The organism is Megasphaera sp. (assembly GCF_047831605.1).
GTDB lineage: Bacteria > Bacillota > Negativicutes > Veillonellales > Megasphaeraceae > Megasphaera > Megasphaera intestinihominis.
On record NZ_CP181255.1, the window covers coordinates 2,298,617 to 2,321,970 of the forward strand.

Sequence of the window (23,354 nt, forward strand, 5' to 3'; positions counted from 1 at the left end):
ACAGGCTCTGGCTATACTGAAACTGTACAGCCAGAGCCTGTTTTTTCATGGATGAAGGAGGAAATGCCATGTTTGCGTCGTTATTTGCCAATGCCAAAGCCCCATCTCAGCGGAATTATTCCCGCCTGGTAATCATCAGTGATTTCCATTACCCCTGCAAGAACCTGGTCACGCCGAAAGAACGTCTGCTCCGGATGGCCGCCAAAGAAAGAGTGCTGCAGGAAATGAATGACTGGCGGGATCTGGACTTAGCTGTCGAATTGTCTCATCAGCAGCTGGCCTGGCTGGGCCAGACCCTGGCCGCCCATCGCCAGCAGCCGACGATCATCTTCTGCCACGCGCCGCTGGAACAGACGGCCGTATCGAGCCGGCCCGGCATCAGCCTGCCGTCGCCGCGCAATTCCGTCCAGCCGGCAGGGGATATCCGCACCATCCTGGCCCGCCATCACCAGGCCCGCCTGTGGGTATCGGGCCATACCCATACGATGCCGTCCGATGCGACCTTCATGGACGACGCCAACTATTATGAAGGCCGCGTCCTTAATGTCTACAACAGCGATTGGGATGAAATACGATTTATACCAACTCCCTCTACCTCTATGAAGACCATATCCTCATCCGGACCTATGACCATACCCGCGGCGAGTGGCTCCCGGCCTTCGACCGTACCGTAACCCTGCCGGAATGGTGCTGCCTCACGGCGTGAGGGGCGGTGTGGGAACATCGCCCAAATACCGACGGGTCGCCCACGTGGCGCCCCCTACGATTCCCCGTTGGGAAAATCTTGCTAACCCCTAGCCACTAACCACTAACCACTTAAAAAGGCTTGTCGCACGCGACAAGCCTTTTTTCTACTCTTCTTCTATTTTCAACTGGTCCGGTGTGGTGCAGAATGTGAATTCCGGGTTCCGTTCGACGATCCAGTTGGTCTGCCATTCGTTGGCGATGAGCAGGACGACGCGCTGTTTATGGTCCTTGACGATCATGGCGCTGTCGATGTTCTTCAGTTCTTTGTAGTCGTGGCCGTTGGTCTGGATCCAGCGGGCGACGGTGTAGGGCAGGCGGTTCATTTCCAGGTCGACGCCGTATTCGTGTTTCAGGCGGTATTCCAGGACTTCGAACTGGAGTTGCCCGACGGCACCGACGATGTAGCTTTCCATGGAGCCCAGGTTTTCATAAATCTGGACGGCCCCTTCCTGAGCCAGCTGGGTCATGCCCTTGAGGAACTGTTTGCGCTTCATCGAATCCTTGGCGCGGATGCGGGCGAAGAGTTCCGGCGGGAAGGTCGGGAAGTCCTTGAAGGTGACTTTCTTCTTGCCCGAATAGAGGGTGTCGCCGACGCCCATGGTGCCGTTATCGAAGACGCCGATGATGTCTCCCGGATAGGCGTCTTCGACGATGGTCCGTTCCGTTGCCAGGAACTGCTGAGGCTGCATGAGGCGCAGGGTCTTGCCGGACTGGCGGTGTGTGACGGTCATGCCTTTTTCAAACTTGCCCGAGCAGATGCGCATGAAGACGATGCGGTCGTGATGCTGAGGGTTCATGTTGGCCTGGATCTTGAAGACGAACGACGTGAACTGGTCCGATGTCGGTTCGACGACGCCTTCCAGGCATTTGCGCGGCTGCGGCTTCGGAGCCATGCGCAGGAATTCTTCCAGGAAGGGCTTGACGCCGAAGTTGGTCATAGCCGAGCCGAAGAACATCGGCGTCAGTTCGCCGCGCTTGACTTTTTCCATGTCGAATTCGTCGCCCGCTTCATCGAGGAGCTCGATGTCGTCGATGAGGCCCTGGTGGACGTCTTCGTCGAGGAGTTCTTTGAAAATCGGGTCGTCTGCCGAGCCCTTGGTCGATGCCAGCTTGCGCTGGCCGTGGGTCGTGTCTTTTTCAAAGAGTTCGATAGACGACGAAGCCCGGTCGTAGATGCCCTGGTAGTTGCCATTCAGGCCGATAGGCCAGTTCATGGGGTAGGCGTGGATGCCCAGGATGTCTTCGATTTCATCCATGAGGTCAAAGGGGTTGCGGCCGAAGTGGTCGATCTTGTTGACGAAGGTGAAAATGGGGATGCCCCGTTCTTTACAGACGCGGAAGAGCTTCTTCGTCTGGGCTTCGACGCCTTTGGCGACGTCGATGAGCATGACGGCGCTGTCGGCAGCCATGAGGGTCCGGTACGTATCTTCACTGAAGTCCTGATGGCCCGGCGTGTCGAGGATATTGATATGATGGCCTTCGTAGTCGAACTGGAGGACCGAACTGGTGACGGAGATACCACGCTGTTTTTCAATTTCCATCCAGTCCGAAACGGCATGTTTCGCCGTCTTGCGGGCCTTGACGGAACCGGCCAGGTGGATGGCACCTCCGTAGAGCAGTAATTTTTCAGTCAACGTCGTCTTGCCGGCATCAGGGTGGGAGATGATGGCAAAAGTACGGCGATTATTTACTTCATCGATTAATGACATAGTACACCTCATCTGTAGTTAAAGCTAAAACATGCAAACACTATTTATTATATCGGGTTTTTCTGGTAACCGCAAGGCATTTACGACTGGCATTTCTCGTCATTTCACGTTATAATAGACTTAATCTATACAGAATGAGAAGGAGCGTCTTACATCGTGATTATTACCAGAGAAACAGACTATGCCATCCGCATTTTACGATCCCTGGCTGATTTACAGCTGAAAAATATACGGGAAATCAGCGACGAACAGCTCGTCCCCCGGCAGTTCGCCTACAAGATTTCCAAGAAACTCGAACGGGCCGGGTTCATCGAAATCATCCGCGGCGCCCAGGGCGGATGCCGCCTGACACGGGATTTGCACGGCATTACCCTCATGGACATCATCAACGTCATGGAACGGGAAAACATGATCACCAGCTGCCTGGACGGCGATTTCCAGTGCCCGTACCATCACCGCTATGGTTTCTGTGACGTCCACGAAGCCCTGGCCGGGGTGCAGGGCAAGCTGGCCGATTATCTGTCGACATTGAATCTATATGACATCATGTTTCCCCATGGGGGACCGGCCGTTTTGAAAGGGTCGGATCCGTCGCACAATTTGTTATAAAGGAGCCTATTTATGAAAAAAACGACTTTTATCGCCGTTTGTGTCTTTGCTTTGTGGACGGCCCTGGCCCTGCCGGCTGTCCCGTCTTCCGTACAGGCCGCCAAAGGTGGTGGCGGTGCCCGCGTATCGGCGCCGAAATCGCTGCCGGCCCCGGCGCCTAAGAATGTGACACCGAAAACGGGGACGACGAAAAATGAAGCGCCCAGCCTGGGCAATACGAAACCGAATGGGCAGACGCAGGCCCGCAAGGCTGAAACGGCTCAGGCCAATGCCAGCCGGACGACGTCTTCGTCCCGCCTGGGCAGCGTCATGCGCGGTATCGGCCTCTTTGCTGGCGGCATGTTCCTGGGCAGTATGCTCAGCCATCTCTTCGGCTGGGGTTCCCTGGGCTGGGGTGCCGATATCCTCGGCCTGTTAGTGAATATCTTCATCCTCTACCTGGTCATCAAGGGCGCAGCGGCCCTCTGGCGCTGGCTGCGAGACCGCCGCAGAAGGTGACGTATGGACGAATCGTTTATGAAAGAACGGGCGATTTTGCCGCTCATCGCTTCCATGGCCCTGCCGGCCGTCGTGTCGATGATCGTCAATTCGCTCTATAATATCGTCGACAGCCTGTTCGTCGCCATGATCAGCGAACAGGCCATGACGGCCGTGGCCCTGGTCTTTCCCATGCAGAACTTCGTCAATGCCGTCTGCATCGGCTTTGGCGTCGGCCTCAATGCCATTATTTCCATCTGCCTCGGTGCCGGTCAGAAGGGGACGGCCGATGTGGCTGCGACACACGGTGTCTTCCTGGCTGTCATCCATGGTCTGGTCATGACGGCAGGCTGTATCTGGGCTGTGCCGTCTTTTTTGCGGGCTTTTACGCAGGACGCGGGACTCATCGACCTGGGCCTGCGCTATGCCGTCATCGTCTTTGCCTTTTCTACGATCCTCAGCGTCGACCTGGTCTATGAAAAGATGTTCCAGGCCGTCGGCCGCATGCAGGTCACCATGGCCGGCTTGTCCCTGGGCTGCCTGGTCAATATCATCGGCGACCCGATCCTCATCTTTGGACTGGGACCGATTCCGGCCATGGGGATTGAAGGCGCGGCCTGGGCGACGGGCCTGGGCCAGACGGTGAACCTCCTCTTCTATGCCGTGGTCTGTCATTGGCGGCCGCTGCGGGTCGAAGTTTGCCGCCGCCATCTCCACTGGGACATCGAACTCGATAAACGGCTCTATGGCATCGGCATCCCGGCGGCCCTCAACATGGGCCTGTCGTCGGTCTTCCTCGTCGCCCTGAACCATCTCCTGGCGCCTTTTTCGCCGACGTATATTTTCATCCTCGGCGTCTATTATAAGCTCCAGACCTTTCTTTCTATGCCGACAAATGGTATCATTCAAGGTGTGCGGCCGCTGATCGGCTATAATTACGGAGCTGGGGAACTGGGCCGCGTGCGCCGCATTTATCGGACGACGCTGTTCCTCAACGGCCTGGTCATGGCGGCAGGCCTGGTCATCTGCCTGGCCGTACCGGACGTCCTCATGGGCTGGTTCACGTCCCGTGAGGAAACCATCGCAGCCGGTGCGTCGGCCCTGGGCATCATTGCCTGGGGATTCGTACCGTCGGCCTTGTCTATTACGGCGTCTGGCGCCCTGGAAGGGCTGGGGAAGGGCAATCCGTCCTTTGCCATCACCCTGCTGCGCTACGTCGTCATCAGCCTGCCGGCGGCGTGGCTCCTCTGCCGCGTTTATGGACCGGACGGCGTGTGGCACGCCTTCTGGATCTTTGAATGTCTGGCAGCACTGGCAGCCTGGAAGATTTACGACCACTATGCCCCAGCCGTTACGAAAGAAAAGGAGACGACATGAAGTATAAGATCATTGCTTGTGATATGGATGAAACGCTGCTCAGCAGCGACGCGACGATTTGCCGGCGCAATATCGAAGCCATTACGGCAGCCATTGCCAAAGGCGTGAAATTCGTGCCCTGTACGGGCCGGGGCTTCCGTTCCATCGAAGGCGTCCTGAGGACTCTGGGCCTCTACGACCAGGCGGACCAGTATGTTATCGGCTTCAACGGCGCCAATATTACGGAAAACAAGGGCAGCCGCTCCCTCTTCTGGGACCCGATCCCCTTTGACCTGGCCGACCGGATTTTCCGCCGCTGCTGTACCTATGGTCAATGTATGCATATCTATACGCGTGATGTCGTCTACATCACGAATATTACGCCCGACGAAGAAGCCTTCCTCCACGGCCGCATGGGCTACGTGCCTGTCGAAGCGGAGGACCTCGATTTCATCCGCGGCAAAGAAGAAGTCTGCAAGCTCATCGTGACCAATACGGATTACGACTATTTACAGCAGATACACGCTGAAATCCGCCCCTTGCTGGACGACATTACGGTCAGCTTCTCCAGCAACCGCTATATCGAATTCATGCACAAAGGCGTCAATAAAGGGGCGGGCCTGTGGAAATTGGCAGATATCCTCGGTGTAGCCCATGAAGAAACCATGGCCATTGGCGACAACATCAACGACATCGACATGCTGAAGGCCGCCGGCCTTTCCGTCGGCGTCCATAACCTCAACCCCGTCATCCGCCGATACTGCGACGTCGTCACCGACGCCACCAATAACGAAGGCGCCGTCGCCGAAGCCATCGAGAAGTATGTGTTGTGAGCGTGGCTCGTGGCTCGTGGCTCGTAAGAAACTGAACTGCGAAGGCCGCGGCCGCAGGTCGCAGACCGTAAGCCTCTCCTGATAGGAGAGGTGGCCCGCAGGGCCGGAGAGGTTGAACCTCTCAGTCAGCTGTGCTGACAGCTCTCCTATGAAGAGAGCCAATGGGCATTTACATCTAAAGCCATCCACTAAACACTAGCCACTTAAAAGAGACTGTTGCACGAAGCTTTTTGCCATCATGCAGGCCCATTTCTCTTTATAGTTTGTAGTACGGAGTTTGTAGAAGATGGTTTCAAGTTTATGACCATCCACTACAAACTGCAAACTTCAAACTCACAAAAGAGGCTGCCGCCGGGCAGCCTCTTTTGTGCTATAATGGAAGGCAAAAGGGGGCTTTCTCATGGATAGCAAAGAATTGAGCCGTCATGCGGCTCACGTGCGGCAGGATATCGTCAAGATGGTCACCCTGGCCCAGTCCGGTCATCCCGGTGGCTCTTTGTCCATCGTCGATATGCTGCAAGTCTTGTATTTCGATGTCATGCGGATCGATCCCAAGCGGCCTCACTGGCCGGACCGGGACCGTTTCGTCCTCTCCAAGGGCCATACCGTACCGGCTCTGTATGCGACGCTGGCCGAACGGGGCTTTTTCCCGGAAGATGAATTGTGGCACCTGCGCCAGTGCGGCGCCATGCTCCAGGGCAATCCCGACATGAATACGACGCCGGGCATCGACATGACGACGGGATCCCTGGGACAGGGCTTGTCGGCTGCCAACGGCATGGCCATGACGGCCAAGCTGGACGGGGCGGACTGGCGGGTCTACGTCATCGCCGGCGACGGCGAAATCGAAGAAGGCCAGATCTGGGAAGCGGCTATGTCGGCAGCTCAGTATAAACTGGACAACCTGACCCTGTTCATCGACCATAACGGACTGCAGATCGACGGGTCCAATGAAGACGTTATGGACGTCATGCCCATTGCCGACAAATTCCGGGCCTTCCGCTGGAACGCCCTGGAAATCGACGGCCACGATTACGACGCCATCGGCGCTGCACTGCACCAGGCGCAGGCCGCAAAAGGGAAGCCGACGGTCATCATCGCCCAGACCGTCAAGGGCAAAGGCGTATCGTTCATGGAAAATGCCGTGTCCTGGCATGGCAAGGCGCCGACGAAAGAAGAATGTGAACGGGCGTTACGTGAATTAGGGGGCGAAGGCTGATGGCAAGGGCAACGCGCGATGCCTACGGGCATCTCTTAGAAACGGAATTGTATAAAAATCCAAGGATTGTCGTCCTCGACGCCGACCTCGGTTCGTCGACGCGGTCGATTGCTTTTAAAAAGGTAGCGCCGGAACGCTATTTCGATATGGGCATTTCGGAACAGGATATGATGGGCACGGCAGCGGGCTTCGCCGCTTGCGGCAAGATTCCCCTGGCCAGTACCTTTGCTGTCTTCGGCACGGGTCGGGCCTTTGAACAGATTCGCAACTCCATCTGCCTGCCAAAGCTCAACGTCAAGATCTGCGCGACCCACGCCGGCCTCAGTGTCGGCGAAGACGGGGCGACCCATCAGTCCGTTGAAGACATGGCCATCATGCGCAGTCTGCCGAATATGACCGTCGTCTGTCCGGCTGACGGCGCCGAAACGGAAGCTGTCATCCGGGCGGCTGTCGCTCATGACGGGCCGGTCTACGTGCGCATGGGCCGGGCCAAAGTCGACGACGTCTATCAATCGGGCTGTCCCTTCCAGTGGGGGAAGGGGACGGTCCTGCGCGACGGCTGTGATGCCGCCGTCATCGCCACGGGCCTCATGGTCCAGGAAGCCCTGAAAGCAGCCGATATCCTGGCCAATCGGGGCCGTCAGGTCATGGTCATCGACATGGCCGCCATCAAACCGCTCGACGAAGACCTGGTCGTCGCTGCAGCCAGGAAGACGGGCTTCGTCGTCACAGCCGAAGAACACAGCGTCATCGGCGGCCTGGGCGGCGCCGTAGCAGAAACCTTGTCGCGCCGCTGTCCGACGCGCCAGGCTTACGTCGGCATCCAGGATTGTTTCGGTGAATCCGGCAAGGCCGGAGACCTCTTGAAAAAGTACGGCCTGACGGCAGAAGCCATTGTCGATGCTTGCCTTTTGGCCTGATTTTCAGTATGATAAGAGGCAGCGGACGCTGTCCGCTAAATCGAAGAAAGGAAACATCCTTACATGATAACTACAGAAGCGATGATGAAATTACAGAATGGCAGTGACGTCCGCGGCGTCGCCATCGCCGGCGTTCCCGGTGAAGACGTCACCTTGGTCCCGGAAGCGGTCAACCGCATTGCCGCTGGATTTGCCAAGTTTTTAGCCAAGAAGCTGAATAAACAGACGAGTGACCTGCGCATTGCCGTCGGCCACGATTCCCGCGTGTCGGCGGGCATGATGAAAGAAGCCGTATTCGGCGGCCTCCTCGGTCAGGGCGTCCACGTCACGGACTGCGGTCTGGCTTCGACGCCGGCCATGTTCATGTCCATCATTTTTGAAGATACCCACATGGATGGCTCCATCATGATTACAGCCAGCCATTTGCCCTATAACCGCAATGGTCTGAAATTCTTTACCGTCGACGGCGGCCTGGAAAAGAGCGAAGTCAAAGAAGTCCTGACCCTGGCTTCCCAGTCGTCGGCCATGGCCGTATCGTCGGCTGCCATTGCCTCGCTGGACCTGATCGACCTCTACGCCCTGCACCTGCGCCGTAAGATTTGTGCCGGCCTCTGCTCCGGCATGTACGACCGTCCTCTGGAAGGGATGCATATCGTCGTCGACGCCGGCAACGGCAGCGGCGGTTTCTTTGCCACTAAGGTCCTGGCGGAACTCGGCGCCGATACGACGGGCAGCCAGTTCCTCGAACCGGATGGCATGTTCCCCAACCATATCCCCAACCCGGAAAATGCCGATGCCATGGCCTCTATCCGCAAGGCCGTCCTCGACAACAAAGCCGACTTGGGCCTCATTTTCGACACCGACGTGGACCGCATGAGCGCTGTCCTGCCCGATGGGGAAGAAATCAACCGCAACGCCCTCATCGCCATGATGGCCGCCATCTTGGCGCCTGATTATCCCGGCAGCACTATCGTCACCGACTCGGTCACATCCGACGAATTGACGACGTTCCTCCAGGATGAACTCCACCTGGTCCATCACCGCTATATGCGGGGCTATAAGAATGTCATCGACGAATGTATCCGCCTCAACAAGGCCGGCACCGTTTCGCCGCTGGCCATTGAAACATCCGGCCACGGCGCGCTGAGTGAAAACTACTACCTCGACGACGGCGCGTACCTGGCCGTCAAACTGCTCATCGCTGCGACGAAAGCCAAGAAGGAAGGCAAACAGCTCGGCGACCTCATTGCCAAATTGGGCCATCCTGCGGAAGGCGTCGAATTCCGCCTGAAAATCACCGGCACAGACGACGTCCAGGCCTACGGCGCTGACGTACTTAAACAGTTTGAAGAACGGGCTGCTCAAGCGGGTCTTGCCATCGCCAAGCCGTCCTATGAAGGCGTGCGCCTCGTATTCCCTAACGGCTGGGCCCTGCTGCGCATGTCCCTCCACGACCCGAACATGCCGCTGAACATCGAAAGCAGGGAAAAAGGCGGCTGCCAGCAGATCGCCAATCAGGTGAAAGGCCTGCTCACGGGCTTTGAACACCTCGATACCAGCGTGATCCAGTAAGATGTCCTGAAAAAGAACCCTTGACCAGAGGGTTCTTTTTTTGTATAATGAAGCCATAATCATGTGACTGACGGAAGTGGAGTTACCACGGGGAGCATGATTTCTTGAAGCCGACCGTCTGGGCAACCTTCCAGCGGAGCGGCCTTTTTTTATGCAAAGAAAAGAACAGGAGTGACAACTACTATGGCAAAGGTATTGAGCGATATCGAAATTGCACAGCAGACGAAATTGGAACCGATTACGGCCATTGCAAAACAAGTCGGCCTCACCGATGATGACTTGGAACTCTACGGAAAATATAAAGCAAAGATTTCTTTTGACGCCATCAAGCGCCTGTCGAAGAATGAAGACGGGAAACTGGTCCTGGTCACGGCCATCACGCCGACACCGGCTGGCGAAGGCAAGACCTTGACCACTATCGGCCTGGCTCAGGCACTGAACTACATGGGCCATAAGGCTGTCGTCGCCCTGCGCGAACCGTCCCTGGGACCGGTCTTCGGCATCAAAGGCGGCGCTGCTGGCGGCGGCTATTCCCAGGTCCTGCCCATGGAAGATATCAACCTGCACTTCACCGGTGACATGCACGCCATTACGGCAGCCAACAACCTCTTGGCCGCAGCCATCGACAACCATGTCCATCAGGGCAACGCCCTGCGCATCGATGTGCGCCGCATCATCTGGAAACGCGTCATGGATATGAACGACCGGGCTTTGCGCAACGTCGTCGTCGGCATGGGCGGCAAAGTCTGCGGCTTCCCGCGGGAAGACCATTTCATGATCACTGTCGCTTCGGAAATCATGGCAGCCCTTTGCCTGGCCAGCGACCTCATGGACCTCAAGAAGCGCATGGGCGACATCACCGTGGCCTATGACCTGGACGGCAATCTGGTCAAAGCCCGTCAGCTCGGCGTCGAAGGCGCCATGGCCATCCTCATGAAAGATGCCATCAAGCCGAATTTAGTCCAGACCATCGAACATACGCCGGCCTTGGTCCACGGCGGTCCCTTCGCCAACATCGCCCACGGCTGCAACTCCGTCGTCGCAACCAAACTGGCTATGAAGATGGGCGATATCGCCGTTACGGAAGCCGGTTTCGGTGCCGACCTGGGTGCTGAAAAATTCATGGACATCAAATGCCGTTTCGCCGGTATCAAACCCGATGCCGTCGTCATCGTTGCGACTGTCCGTGCCCTGAAGATGCACGGTGGCGTCGACAAGAAGAACTTGCAGGAAGAAAATGTCGAAGCCTTGAAGAAGGGCTTTGCCAACCTGGCCAAACACATCGAAAATATGCGCCTCTTCGACGTACCCGTCGTCGTAGGCATCAATAAATTCATCAGCGATACAGATGAAGAAATCGCTACGCTGCGGAAACTCTGCGAAGATTACGGCGTCGAAGTCGCCCTCAACAACTGCTGGGCCGAAGGCGGCAAAGGCGGCGTCGAAATGGGCGAAAAAGTCCTGAAACTGCTGCAGCAGCCGAAGACCCCGTACAAACCGCTCTACGACGTCAACGCTTCGATTCCTGAAAAACTGGAAACTATCGTCAAGAAAGTCTACGGCGGCGACGGCGTCCTCTTTGAAGGCAACGCTCAGAAACAGATCAAGGAACTGGAAGCCTTTGGCCTCGATAAAATGCCGATTTGCGTGGCCAAGACGCAGTATTCCCTGTCCGATAACCCGGCGCTCCTGGGGGCACCGAAGGGCTTCAAGGTCACGGTCAAAGACGTCCGCGTCTGCACCGGTGCGGGCTTCATCGTCTGCCAGACGAGCAATATCATGACCATGCCGGGCCTGCCGAAAGTACCGGCTGCCAACCGCATGGACATCGACGAAAATGGCATCATTACGGGATTGTTCTAAGATGGATTTTGCACAATTCCAATCCATGCCCCTCGACGGGCTCCTGGAAGTCACGGCTTCCAAGGAACCCGTTCCCGGCGGCGGCGGCATCGCCGCTATGACCGCTGCTTCGGCAGCAGCGCTCGTAGAGATGGTCGCCAACCTGACCATCGGCAAGAAGGGCTACGATGAAATCGAGAAACTCATGGTATCCATCCGCGATAAGGCTCACGGCCTTCGCCAGCGTTACCTCGACGGCATCGCTGAAGACGCGGCGGCCTTCGATGGCGTCATCCGCGCCGTCCGCCTGCCCAAGGATACGCCGGACCGGGCGGCCAAGGTCCAGCAGGCCTTTAAGGATGCGGCCCTGTCGCCCTTTGAACTGGGCAAGGACATCTTCGTCCTCCTCCAGCTGGCGGAACAAGTCGTCCGCTACGGCAACGCCTGGGTCATCACGGACGGCGTCATTGCCACCATGAACGCCAGGGCAGCCATGCGCTCGGCTTTTTACAGCGTCCGCATCAACCTGAAATCCATCAAGGATGAAACCTTCGTGACGAAGATGATCAACGAAATCCGCGAAATCGAAGAAAAAGCGGCCATCGTCGAACAAAACGTAGAATATGAATACCGGAAGCGGTGAAAAAAGGCGCTGTCGCATGAAGACAGCGCCTTTTTTAGCACTCAGCAGTCAGCGGCTAACCCCTGACCCCTAGCCCCTAGCCCCTAATCCCTAGCCCCTAGCCACATCTTGTTATCTTCTCCTAGATACCGTATAATAGAAATATTAACGAAAGGAGAATTCTATGTTCGATTTTAATATACTTTCTATTATTGCCGGGATTCCCGGCCTGCTCATCGCCATGGTCATCCATGAATACGCCCATGCCCAGGTGGCAGACTGGATGGGCGATGATACGCCGCGTCTGATGGGGCGCCTTACGTTGAACCCCGTGGCTCATATCGACCCGGTCGGCCTGATCATGCTGCTCGTCGCCCAGTTCGGCTGGGCCAAGCCGGTTACGATCCAAGTCGGCAATTTCCGGAACTGGCGGAAAGGGGAAATCTGTGTATCCCTGGCTGGTCCCGTGTCCAACCTGATCACGGCTTTCGTCGCCTTGGTCATTGAAGTCATCTTTGTCAAGCTCCATCTCTTTACGACGACGGCCCTGCCCATGGTCCTTCACCTCATCGTCTTGTACAACGTCAACTTTGCCATCTTCAACATGATTCCCTTGCCGCCTCTCGACGGCTCGCGGGTCCTCATGTGTTTCCTGCCGACGTCGTGGAACTATAAGCTGGCCAGCCTCGAACGCTACAGCTTCCTCATCCTCATCGCCCTGATGATGACGCCTTTTTTCACGTATATCCTCATTCCCTTGCAGCGTCTGGTCTTCGCCTTGTTCAGCTTGATCTTGACGCCATTCCTGTAAAGGAGGAATTCTCATGACCTGTAAAAAATTAATGGCAGCAGCCCTGTTATGGGCGGCATTGGCGACCCCGGCCGGTGCTTTTGACTACAACCAGTCTGTCGATGAAATCGCCGAAAGCCCGCTCACGGCGTATCAGACGGTCTATCTCGGTATGCCCCGGGCTGATTTCGATGCCAATTTCTCCATCCTGCCCGACTGGACTTTCTACGGCAGCACGGTATCTTTTACGGAACGGGCTGAACGGACGTCGGTCGTCAAGAACGTATCCGTTACGGAAGGCATCGAAATCTTCTCGGCCGATACGTCGGCCAAGGGCAAGGTCCTGGCTTTCGATAATTACTTTAAGACGACTGACAAGGCGATAGCCAAGAGCATTTATTCCCGCCTGGTAGCGACAATTTATTCCAATATGGAAAACTTCCCAGTCAAACAGAGTGATAAAGAAGTCGAATGGACCCAGGATGACGTGTCGATCACTGTCGCCTTTGACGGCCAGAAAGACGCGAAAGGGCAATATATCGTCTACATCCGGCGCTACAATAACAAGATATTGAAGTAACCTCTTTATCCCAGTTTTGCCAGAAGATTCCTTCCTCTTAGGTAGGGGATGAATGGCAATGGATTTCGCAGGTTCGATGCCTGCAAAATCCCCCCTATGTCTTTTCTGTCTTAGCCTTTTCACCTTGGCTAGGGTATAATGAAAGATGACAGAGGAGGTGAATCCCAGATGTACTTGACGCAATCGAATGTCATCCGTGGCTTGGCGAAACAAGACTATACGATGCTCCGGGAGATGTGCCAATACAGCAATAACCTGTACAATGTAGCGGTCTATACGATTCGGCAGCATTACTTCGATACCCATCAATTCTTGCGGTACGAAGAAAATTACCCCATTTGCAAGGAAAATGAAAACTATGGCTTGTTGCAGGCCGGTGTAGCCCAGCAGATATTGAAAATAGCCGACCGCAGTTTTCGGTCCTTTTTCGGGCTTTTGCAGAAAGTCAAGGTAGGTGACTATCAGTCGAAAGATGTCCGCCTGCCGCACTATCGTGAAAAAGGGGGATGGTTCCATCTCGTCTTGTCGACGAACGCTATCAACATCAAGAATGGGTTCCTGACAGTGCCGATGAGCCGGAAATATGCGAAAATCCATAACGGCCATCGGATTCGGATTCCTGTTCCCGACAGGCTGAAGGAGAAGACGATTCAAGAAGTCCGCATCTGTCCCATGTATGGCGGACGGTATTTCAAGATTCAGTATTGTTACCTAGAGGACCCAGAGCCGGTGAAAGCTTCGCCAGACCGTGTCCTGGCTATCGACTTGGGCCTGGAAAATCTGGCCGCCTGCGTCACCAATACGGGGACGTCGTTCTTCATGGACGGCCGTAAACTCAAATCTATCAACCAGTATTGGAACAAACGCAAAGCCAGACTCCAAAGCATTGCCGTCAAGCAGGGCCAGAAGACGACGAACCAGCTCTGTCAGTTAGCGCAGAAACGTAATTTCCGGATGCAGGACATCCTTCGCAAGACAGCCCGCTATATCCTCGATTTTTGCATTGACCATCAGATAGGGACCCTTGTCTGCGGCTATAACCGGGATTTCAAACGAGGACTAAAGCTGGGTAAAGTGACGAATCAGCATTTCACCCAAATCAATTTGAGCTATCTGCGTAGTACCTTGAAATACCTGTGTGAACGTTACGGGATAAGCTATATGGAACAGGAAGAATCGTATACCTCTCAGGCCAGCTGCCTGGATTTAGACGACATTCCCGTATACCAGCCGGATACCCCCTATACAGGAACGTTCAGTGGACAACGAGTCCGGCGCGGCCTGTACCGCTTTGCTGATGGAAGGACGGCCAATGCCGATATCAACGGAGCCGCCAACATACTTCGTAAAAGTAAGCAGAACTTCGATTTCGAGGGACTGTGTAAGGGGCTTTTGGACAGCCCTTTGAGAATAAGGCTATCCTGATTTCAGGAGGAAACTTAAACAAGCAACCTTCTCAAGAATCTCCCGCTTCTATAAGCGGGAGAGGTTCAATGACAACCATATTGACAACGAACATAAGACCGTATATAATGAGAGTGTAACGAATTTTACCTTTTGACTTTTAGCTTCTTGATAGGAGTTGATTTTATGAATCGTGTAAAAACCGTATTTCTCATGACGGCCCTGGCGGGTATCCTCATGGCCATCGGCGGCCTCATCGGCGGCCGCATCGGCGTCATGGTCATGTTCCTCATCGCTACGGCGATGAACTTCATTTCCTACTGGTTCAGTGATACTATGGTCCTGAAAGCCTATCGGGCACAGGAAGTCGGAGAAGACCACTACCTGTACCGCATCGTCGCCGACCTGGCTCAGCGGGCGGACCTGCCTATGCCCAAGGTCTACATCATCCCGACGGAAGTACCCAATGCCTTCGCTACGGGCCGCAGCCCGTCCCATGCAGCTGTCGCTGCGACGGCTGGGATCCTGGACCTTCTTGACGAAGATGAAATCCGCGGTGTCCTGGCCCATGAAATGAGCCATATCCTGCATCGGGATATCCTCATCAGCACTATCGTGGCCTGCTTTGCCAGCGCCATCGGCATGATTGCCAACATCGCCCAGTGGGCTGCCATCTTCGGCGGCGGCCGCGACGATGACGGGGAAGGCAATCCTGTAGCCCTCTTGGTGACGGCTATCGTAGCGCCCCTGGCGGCGTCTATCATCCAGCTCGGCATTTCCCGGACGCGGGAATATATGGCCGACGAAGAAGGGGGCCGCATGATCGACGACCCCATCGCCCTGGCTAGAGCCCTGGCGAAGATCGATAACTACGCTCATCATTACGCCCTGCCCGGTGCGACGAAGGCGACGGCTCACATGTGCATCATCAACCCCTTTGCCGGTGCCGGCAGTGCCATTGCCAACCTCTTCAGTACCCATCCGCCGACAGAAAAACGTATCGAACGGCTGGAAGAACTGGACAAAGAATTACATGATTAATGTTTTACCGTAGGGGCCGTCCTAAGCCTTTTTGGCCCGTCAGGTGCCGACCGATGGGAGGCGCAAGATGGTTGCCAAAACGGACAGCTATAGCTAGGCGGCCCGCCTGCTTCCTTTATCATGGCGGGTCGCCCTTTGGGCGACCCCTACAGAAAAAGGCTTGTCGTACATGCGACAAGCCTTTTTCTATTGCATTTTCCGTCAGACAAGATATAATAAAAATATTGTAATAGAATGTAACCGTGAGGAGGAACGCTGGTTGGCAGAATATATCATGCTGCAGGGGACGAGTTCCCATGTCGGCAAGAGCATCATTACGACGGCTTTGTGCCGCATTTTCTTACAAGAAGGGAAACGGGTCGTCCCTTTCAAGGCCCAGAACATGGCTTTGAATTCCTATGTTACTGCCGATGGCCGGGAAATGGGCCGGGCCCAGGTCGCCCAGGCCGAAGCGGCCGGCCTGCTGCCCATGGTGGCCATGAATCCCGTCCTGCTGAAGCCCACAGGCAATGCCTGCTCACAGGTCATCATCGACGGTCGTCCTGTAGGCAACATGTCAGCCCGGGAATATCATAAAGGCTATGCGCTCCAGGCTTTCGACGCCGTCAAACGGGCCCTGGGCGAACTGGATAGGGCTTACGACACGCTGGTCATCGAAGGGGCCGGCAGCCCGGCAGAAATCAACCTGAAGGACCATGATATCGTCAACATGCGCGTTGCTAAATACCTCGGCGCGCCCGTACTCTTAGTGGCCGATATCGACCGCGGCGGCTCGCTGGCTGCCTTAGTCGGCACGCTGGAACTGCTCGACCCGGATGAACGGGACCTGGTCAAAGGCCTGGTCATTAATAAATTCCGCGGTGACGTATCGCTGTTCACGCCGGCCATCGACTTTTTGGAAAAAAAGACGGGCAAACCCGTCCTGGGCGTCGTGCCCTATGTCGATGACCTGGGCATCGATGAAGAGGATTCTGTATCCCTCGATGATAGGGAACAGCGGCCAGAAGCTGATAAGGTATCTATCGCCGTCGTCCAGGTGCCTAAGATTTCCAACTTCACCGATTTCGACAGCCTGGCCCGCGAAGACGACGTCGCCCTGTACTATGCCCGCCATCCCCGCGACCTGGCCGGCGCCGATGCCGTCATCCTGCCGGGCAGCAAGAATACGACAGAAGACTTGTGTTTCCTCCTGGAACAAGGCTGGGACCGGGCTTTACAGCATTTCATCAGCCAAGGGAAGCCCGTCATCGGCATCTGCGGCGGCTATCAGATGATGGGCCAGGCTGTCTGCGACCCGGATCAGACCGAGTCCCAACTGGGCCGCGTCGAAGGCCTGCACCTCCTGGGTGTGACGACGACCTTCGTATCGCATAAATTGACGTCGCAGGTGACGGCTGACTGCCGCGACCTGCCTTTTGCCGGAACCATCCTGCAAGCGAAGGGCCTGACGGGCTATGAAATCCACATGGGCCGGACCGAGCGGGATGGCAGCGATACGTATCCCTTTGTCGTCACCAGCCGTTCTGGAGAACCCTGTGAAAGTCTGGCCGGTGCCGCCCGTAAAGATGGCCTGGCCTGGGGAACTTATATCCACGGCATCTTTGATAACGACGCGTTCCGCCGCCAATTCCTCAATGCCCTGCGGATCCGCAGGGGATGGCAGCCCATGCCGGTGACGCTGCACTACCGGCAGGAAAAAGAAGCGAAATACGACCGCCTGGCCCGGATCGTCCGGGAATCTCTGGACATGAAGCGCCTGCGGCAGATTATGGAAGAAGGAATAAAATGATTACTGTACTCACCGCTTTTATCGTAGATTTCATCATTGGCGATCCCCATACGAAACTGCATCCCGTCGCCCTCATCGGGCGCTGGATCAGTCTGCTCGAACGGCTGTTCTATAATGAGAAATCGACGAAATGGGAACATTTCATCTTAGGCGGGCTGACTGTCGTCATTACCCTGTTGTTTGTCTACAACATCACCCTGGCCCTGGTCCTGGCCTTGGAATTTTTACCTAACGAACATTGGAGTTATATCATCCAGGGCATCCTCTTATCCTTCATGATCTGCCCCCGCAGCCTGGCCAAGGCCGGTCGGGAAGTCTATCGCTATCTCGTCCGTCATCATCTGCGCATTGCCCAGCTGAAGGTCGGCAAAATCGTCGGCCGCGATACGGACCATCTCGACAGCCCGGAAGTGACGCGGGCTACAGTGGAAACGATTGCCGAAAATACCATTGACGGCATCGTGTCGCCGCTGTTCTTCTTTGCCATCGGCGGCCTGCCCCTGGCTGTCGTCTATCGGGCGGCCAATACCCTCGATTCCATGATTGGCTATAAAAACGACAAATACATCTATTTCGGCCGCGTTGCAGCCCGCGTCGACGACGTCCTCAACTACATCCCGGCCCGGATCTGCGCCCTGCTGTTCATTGCGGCTGCCGCCTGCCTGGGCTATGATGCCAAAGGGGCCTGGCGCATCATGCGCCGCGATGCCTCCAAGCATCCCAGCCCGAACGGCGGCTATGCCGAAGCGACCGTAGCCGGGGCCTTGGGCATCCGTTTAGGCGGTCATAACCGTTATTTCGGCAAGGATACATTCCGCGAATATATGGGCGATGCCGACCATGAACTGGAACCGCAGTATATCCGCAAGGCCACGTATCTCATGTACAGCGTATCCCTGGCAGCCGGTGTCATTACGGCGCTCCTTCATTTAGGGCTCTACGGCTTATGGAGCTGATTGTCCGCGTTCCCGGTTCGTGCGGGGAAGTGATGCAGGGCTTCTGGCAGGGAAGGCCCTTCCTGGTTACGTGTCCCATCGACCGCTACAGTACCGTCGTCGTCCGCCCCGGGACGGGACGGCTCGTCGGCGGCGGGGCCAAGGCACGCCGTGCCCTGGCGCTGGGACAGGTCTATTGCCGGTGCGACAGCCTGGCTCATGATTTTTTCCTGACGTCGGAATTGCCTCCCGGCAAGGGCATGGCTTCCAGTTCGGCCGATATCTGCGCTGTCCTGGCAGCCGTAGCAGCCGTGAACCAGGTGCATCTTTCCGAAGGGGACATTGGCCGTCTGGCGGCTTCCATCGAGCCGACAGACGGCGTTTTTTGTCAGGGCCTGGCAGTGATACAGCCGGAAACGGGGGAGCTCCTCCATGTCTTTCCGCACGTACCACCCTTAGCTATTGCCATTTTCGATGCCGGCGGGACCGTCGATACCGTCGCTTTCCATCAGGCCCGGCCAGACCGTGCCCGGCCTGATGCGGCGGCTCTCTTCCTGGGCTGGCAGCTCTTGTCGTCGTCGCTGACAGACCGCCAGATCGGACAGGCGGCGACCCTCAGTGCCCTGGCCAATCAGTCCTGGCTGCCGAAACCGGCTTTTCCGGCCTTTCTCCGGGCCGCCCGCCGTCATCCGGTTGTCGCCGGCGTCAACGTAGCCCACAGCGGGACCGTGGCCGGCGTCTTTTTCTGCCAGTCTGCCAGTCAGGCGGACAGGGAGGGGGTCATTGCCTCCCTGAGCCAGCAGTTTTCGCAGTGGACCTATACAGAAACGGTCCATTTGCGCAGCGGCGGTATTTCCATAGAAAACAGGTGATTCCATGATAAAACGATTTGAACATGGCGGCAATGTCTATCAGCCCGCACCGGATGGCGGTCCGTGGCTGGACTTCAGTGCCAATATCAATCCCCTCGGCCTGCCGGAGAGCATCCGCCAGGCCCTGGCGGCTCATCTCGACGCCGTCGTCCATTATCCGGATCCGGCCGGGACGGCGCTTCGCCAGGCCTTAGAAGGGGCTTACAGCGTACCAGGCGGGACTATCCTGCTGGGCAATGGCGCAGCCGAACTTTTTTATCTCTATATGCATACTTTCCGGCCTCAGCGGGTCCTGCTGCCTGTCCCTTCCTTCAGTGAATACGAACGGGCGGCACGGGCTGTTGGGGCCGTTATCGGCTATGAGTACCTGAAAGAAGACGACGACTTTGCCTTTCCCTGGGAAGGGCTGCGCCGGGCCTGCGGCCAGGTGGACTGCATCGTCATCGGCAATCCCAACAATCCTACGGGCACCCTGGCGACGGCCGATGAAGTCCTGGCCCTGGCCGAAGTCGGCGCCCGCAAGGGAACAGATATCCTCGTCGATGAATCGTTCCTCGATTTCCTTCCCTCTGACGAAGCCTATTCCGTCCTGGACCAGGCCGGGGACCGGGATAACCTGTTCGTCATCCGGTCGCTGACGAAATTCTACGCTCTGCCGGGCCTGCGCCTGGGCTTTGGTGTCACGTCGCCGCTGCGGCGCGGCCTCATGGAGGGGCATAAAGACGGCTGGAATGTCAATGTCCTGGCTCAGTATGCCGGCGTCGCCGGACTCCGGGACCGGGCCTATCAGCAGGCTTCGCGCCAATTGGTCCAGCAGGAGAAAGACTGGCTCTACGAACAGATGACGGCCCTGCCGGGTCTTCACGTCTATCGGCCTTGTGTCAATTTTATCTTCTGGCGCCTTACGGGAGAAGGGAAGCGGACGGCAGACCTGGCAGACGCCTTGCGGGCTGACGGGATTTTAATCCGCGATTGTGCCAATTATCCGGGCCTGACGGCGGCATACGGGCGCAATGCCGTGCGGCCTCGTTTTGAAAATGAAAGATTCGTGGAAAAAATGCGGGAAAAATTAAGTAAGTTCTGATTTTCACTAAAATATTAAAGGAAGATTAGAGAAGCATTAGAATTAGATTAAACTTGCGAAAAATTCATGATTTTTTTTCCTTTTTATGATAAAATGAAGTCACAAATTAAACTATTTAATTTATTTCATTTTCTGTCCTTATGATTTCTTGACAAAATCTAAAATTTTACAAAGATAGGAGGAGTGTCATATGGGAGAAAATAAAGGAAACAGAACGATTGCTATCGGCTTAATGTTGTTCGCGCTGTTCTTTGGTGCTGGGAACTTGATCTTTCCGGCTGCCATGGGCCAGGCTGCCGGATCGAATGTCTGGTGGGCTGTCCTGGGCTTCGTCGTCACCGGTGTCGGCCTGCCGCTGGCCGGTGTTCTGGCTATGGGCTATTCAGGCTGTAAGAACTTGCAGGAACTGGCTGGCCGCGTCCATCCGGCATACGGTCTCTTTTTTACCGTCATCTGTTATCTGACAATCGGACCGTTCTTCGCTATCCCTCGTACAGGCAGTGTATCTTATGAAATCGCCGTCCGTCCGTTCTTGCAGAGCGGTGGCAGTGACCTGATCATGACGGGCTTCTTGGTCCTGTTCTTCGTCATTTCTTTCTGGCTGTCTGTATCGCCGCAGAAACTGGTCGACCGCATCGGCAAGATTTTGACGCCGGCCCTGCTGCTGACGATTTTGCTGCTCATTGCCAAATCCTTCATTACGCCCCTCGGCTCGCCGCAAGACCCGACGGCTGCTTATGCGACGGCTAGCATCGCTGCGGTACAGGGCGTTCTCGATGGCTACAACACGATGGATGCGATTGCATCACTGGTATTCGCCATCTTGGTCATTGAATTTGTCATGGAAGATGGCGCTACGGAACCGGCAGCTATTACGAAAGAAGTCTTTAAAGCCGGCCTGATTGCCGTAGGCTGCTTGGCTTTCGTCTACATTTTCATCGCCAAGATCGGTGCCGACAGCGTCGCTGCTTTCGGTATCCAGGAAACGGGCGCACCGGTCCTCTCCAAGAGCGCTATGATCCTCTTTGGCAACGTTGGGGCTGTCATCCTGGCCGTCATCGTACTTCTGGCCTGCTTATCGACGTCTATCGGTTTGATTACGTCGTGCGCTACGTATTTCAATGAACTCGTCGGCAACATCGGCTATAAGAAATGGGTCACCATCTTCACGGTCATTTCTTTCTTCGTCGCCATGTTCGGCTTGAAGACGATTATCGTCGCCGCAATTCCCGTCTTGATGTTCATTTATCCGCTCGTCGTCGCTATCATCATCCTGACTTTCCTCAACAACTTGTATGATGGACGGCAGTGCGTATATGCCTGGACCATCGGCCTGACCTTGATTCCGGCTTTAGTTACGGGCCTCCAGACCGCTAAGATTTCCTTAGGGCCTATTGACAACATCTTCAATACGATGGTGCCGCTCCACACCCTGGGCATGGGCTGGATCAGCTTCACCATTGTCGGCTTCATCATCGGGCTGCTCTGGAAAGCTGCTGTTTCTTCAAATAAAGCGAGTCAGTAAGGTTGGGAGGCACATTTATGAATATCTTACGCCGAAAATCCTTCGATGACTTGCTGGCCCATACACAAGAGAAGAAATTGAATAAGGCCCTCGGTGCCTTCGATATTACCCTCATGGGCCTGGGTATCATCATCGGGACGGGGATTTTCGTCCTCACCGGTATCGGCGCAGCGAAATACGCCGGGCCCGGCCTGATGTTATCCTTCGTCTTTGCCGCTATTACCTGTGCGTTCGTCTGTCTTGCTTATTCGGAACTGGCTTCGTTCCTGCCCGTATCCGGCAGTTCGTACACCTACGCCTATGCGTCGCTCGGTGAAATCTTTGGCTGGTGGGTCGGCTGGAGCCTCATCCTGGAATACTCGGTCGGCGCCAGCGCCGTAGCTGGCGGCTGGTCGGCCTACTTCGTCGGTATCCTTCATTCCTGCGGCATCGACTTGCCGAAAGCCTTGACGGCCGTGCCGGCTGACGGCGGACTCATCAATCTGCCGGCGGTCCTCATCGTCGTCCTGGCGACGGCGCTCCTCGTCGTCGGCGTCCGCGAAAGCGCTCACGTCAACCGCATCCTGGTGTACGTCAAGATCGGGACGATTTTCCTCTTCCTCTTCCTGGCAGCACCGCATATCGAACCGATGAACTGGCAGCCGTTCCTGCCTTATGGCATCCACGGCGTCTTTGCCGGGACGGCCGTTCTCTTCTTCGCTTACCTTGGCTTCGATGCCCTGTCGACGGCAGCCGAAGAAACGAAGAATCCGAAACACGACATGCCTATCGGCATCATTTCGGCCCTGGCCATCTGTACGGTCCTGTACATCGCCGTCTGTGCGGCCATGACCGGCGTCGTCCCGTATCCCATGCTCGATACGGCAGCACCGGCGTCCTTCGTCTTGGAATACATCGGCCTCCATCTCGGTTCGGCCATCGTCGGTACGGGCGCTATCTGCGGCCTGTCGACGGTCGTCCTGGGCATGCTCTTCGCTCAGAGCCGGGCTCTCTACTCGATGAGCCGTGACGGCCTCATGCCCATGAGCCTTTACAAGGTTCATCCGAAGTTCCATACGCCGTATATCATCCAGATCGTCATCGGCGTCATCGTCGCCTGCATCACCGGTTTCACACCGATTCACATTGTCGCTGAAACATGCAGTGCCGGTACGATTTTCGCCTTCCTCTGCTCCTGCGTCGGCATCCTCGTCCTGCGTCGGCTCTATCCGGACCATCCGCGTGGATTCCGCTGCCCGGCTGTACACGTCATCGCTCCGCTGGGCTTCATCTGCTGCGCTTTCATCTTCTCCGAACTGTCGCCGCATACGCTGATGCTGTTCACAGGCTGGACCATCCTGGGCCTCATCATCTACATGGTTTACGGACGCAAACACAGCCTCTTGCAGAAAGAAAGCAGCAATTCGTAGTTCGTAAGCTCCGTCCTAT

General features: G+C 56.1%; 21 protein-coding genes and 1 riboswitch. Of the genes, 20 read left to right on the plus strand and 1 reads right to left on the minus strand.

Annotated elements, in window-relative coordinates:
- Positions 1–47 precede the first annotated feature (47 nt).
- Positions 48–674 (plus strand): metallophosphoesterase family protein, encoded by a 627-nt coding sequence (locus tag ACFWUB_RS10895; RefSeq protein WP_416183965.1) that lies wholly within the window; start codon positions 48–50, stop codon positions 672–674.
- 177 nt (positions 675–851) lie between these two features.
- Here ACFWUB_RS10895 and ACFWUB_RS10900 read toward each other — a convergent pair whose 3' ends face one another.
- Entirely contained in the window at positions 852–2,456 is a 1,605-nt protein-coding gene (locus ACFWUB_RS10900; RefSeq protein ID WP_020311075.1) for a peptide chain release factor 3, read from the minus strand.
- A 156-nt stretch (positions 2,457–2,612) separates the two neighbouring features.
- Between ACFWUB_RS10900 and ACFWUB_RS10905 the strand changes: the two genes are divergently transcribed.
- The 19 genes from ACFWUB_RS10905 to ACFWUB_RS10995 all read left to right on the plus strand — a co-directional run bounded on the left by ACFWUB_RS10905 (position 2,613) and on the right by ACFWUB_RS10995 (position 23,335).
- Entirely contained in the window at positions 2,613–3,065 is a 453-nt protein-coding gene (locus ACFWUB_RS10905) for an RrF2 family transcriptional regulator (protein ID WP_292260297.1), read from the plus strand.
- A gap of 12 nt (positions 3,066–3,077) precedes the next feature.
- Positions 3,078–3,563 (plus strand): hypothetical protein, encoded by a 486-nt coding sequence (locus ACFWUB_RS10910; protein WP_302681060.1) that lies wholly within the window; start codon positions 3,078–3,080, stop codon positions 3,561–3,563.
- Positions 3,564–3,566: 3 nt separating this feature from the next.
- A complete protein-coding gene (locus tag ACFWUB_RS10915) occupies positions 3,567–4,919 on the plus strand; it encodes an MATE family efflux transporter (RefSeq protein WP_416183966.1) in 1,353 nt (450 codons plus the stop codon).
- Positions 4,916–5,731 carry a Cof-type HAD-IIB family hydrolase gene (locus ACFWUB_RS10920; protein WP_416183967.1) on the plus strand — a complete coding sequence of 272 codons (816 nt, stop codon included), beginning with the start codon at positions 4,916–4,918 and terminating at the stop codon, positions 5,729–5,731. Before ACFWUB_RS10915 ends, ACFWUB_RS10920 begins: the two co-directional genes overlap by 4 nt.
- Before the next feature lie 400 nt (positions 5,732–6,131).
- Entirely contained in the window at positions 6,132–6,950 is an 819-nt protein-coding gene (locus ACFWUB_RS10925; protein ID WP_416183968.1) for a transketolase, read from the plus strand.
- Complete coding sequence (locus ACFWUB_RS10930; RefSeq protein ID WP_299723699.1) at positions 6,950–7,870, plus strand: transketolase family protein; 921 nt, start codon at positions 6,950–6,952, stop codon at positions 7,868–7,870. The genes ACFWUB_RS10925 and ACFWUB_RS10930 overlap by 1 nt, the downstream gene beginning before the upstream one ends.
- Positions 7,871–7,933: 63 nt before the next feature.
- The gene (locus ACFWUB_RS10935; RefSeq protein WP_302681056.1) at positions 7,934–9,442 is read left to right on the plus strand and encodes a phosphomannomutase/phosphoglucomutase; all 1,509 of its coding nucleotides are present in this window, start codon (positions 7,934–7,936) and stop codon (positions 9,440–9,442) included.
- A 53-nt stretch (positions 9,443–9,495) separates the two neighbouring features.
- A riboswitch (ZMP/ZTP riboswitch) is annotated at positions 9,496–9,573 on the plus strand.
- A 52-nt stretch (positions 9,574–9,625) separates the two neighbouring features.
- Complete coding sequence (locus tag ACFWUB_RS10940) at positions 9,626–11,305, plus strand: formate--tetrahydrofolate ligase (RefSeq protein WP_020311066.1); 1,680 nt, start codon at positions 9,626–9,628, stop codon at positions 11,303–11,305.
- A gap of 1 nt (position 11,306) precedes the next feature.
- Entirely contained in the window at positions 11,307–11,927 is a 621-nt protein-coding gene (locus ACFWUB_RS10945) for a cyclodeaminase/cyclohydrolase family protein (protein ID WP_020311065.1), read from the plus strand.
- A 163-nt stretch (positions 11,928–12,090) separates the two neighbouring features.
- Positions 12,091–12,717, plus strand: coding sequence for a site-2 protease family protein (locus ACFWUB_RS10950; RefSeq protein WP_020311877.1), 627 nt, complete (start codon positions 12,091–12,093; stop codon positions 12,715–12,717).
- A gap of 13 nt (positions 12,718–12,730) precedes the next feature.
- A complete protein-coding gene (locus ACFWUB_RS10955; RefSeq protein ID WP_302681051.1) occupies positions 12,731–13,276 on the plus strand; it encodes a hypothetical protein in 546 nt (181 codons plus the stop codon).
- A 168-nt stretch (positions 13,277–13,444) separates the two neighbouring features.
- Entirely contained in the window at positions 13,445–14,701 is a 1,257-nt protein-coding gene (locus ACFWUB_RS10960; protein WP_416183969.1) for an RNA-guided endonuclease InsQ/TnpB family protein, read from the plus strand.
- 165 nt (positions 14,702–14,866) lie between these two features.
- Entirely contained in the window at positions 14,867–15,721 is an 855-nt protein-coding gene (htpX, locus tag ACFWUB_RS10965; RefSeq protein ID WP_292298819.1) for a zinc metalloprotease HtpX, read from the plus strand.
- 259 nt (positions 15,722–15,980) lie between these two features.
- Positions 15,981–17,510 carry a cobyric acid synthase gene (locus tag ACFWUB_RS10970; RefSeq protein ID WP_370857276.1) on the plus strand — a complete coding sequence of 510 codons (1,530 nt, stop codon included), beginning with the start codon at positions 15,981–15,983 and terminating at the stop codon, positions 17,508–17,510.
- Positions 17,507–18,466: an adenosylcobinamide-phosphate synthase CbiB gene (cbiB, locus tag ACFWUB_RS10975; RefSeq protein WP_292261646.1), complete on the plus strand. Its 960-nt coding sequence runs from the start codon at positions 17,507–17,509 to the stop codon at positions 18,464–18,466. The genes ACFWUB_RS10970 and cbiB overlap by 4 nt, the downstream gene beginning before the upstream one ends.
- Positions 18,457–19,317: a GHMP kinase gene (locus tag ACFWUB_RS10980; protein WP_416183970.1), complete on the plus strand. Its 861-nt coding sequence runs from the start codon at positions 18,457–18,459 to the stop codon at positions 19,315–19,317. The genes cbiB and ACFWUB_RS10980 overlap by 10 nt, the downstream gene beginning before the upstream one ends.
- Positions 19,318–19,321: 4 nt before the next feature.
- Positions 19,322–20,401: a pyridoxal phosphate-dependent aminotransferase gene (locus ACFWUB_RS10985; protein WP_302681106.1), complete on the plus strand. Its 1,080-nt coding sequence runs from the start codon at positions 19,322–19,324 to the stop codon at positions 20,399–20,401.
- A 190-nt stretch (positions 20,402–20,591) separates the two neighbouring features.
- The gene (gene brnQ / locus ACFWUB_RS10990; RefSeq protein WP_292298824.1) at positions 20,592–21,926 is read left to right on the plus strand and encodes a branched-chain amino acid transport system II carrier protein; all 1,335 of its coding nucleotides are present in this window, start codon (positions 20,592–20,594) and stop codon (positions 21,924–21,926) included.
- Between the two features lie 17 nt (positions 21,927–21,943).
- The gene (locus tag ACFWUB_RS10995) at positions 21,944–23,335 is read left to right on the plus strand and encodes an amino acid permease (protein WP_292261655.1); all 1,392 of its coding nucleotides are present in this window, start codon (positions 21,944–21,946) and stop codon (positions 23,333–23,335) included.
- Positions 23,336–23,354: the final 19 nt, after the last annotated feature.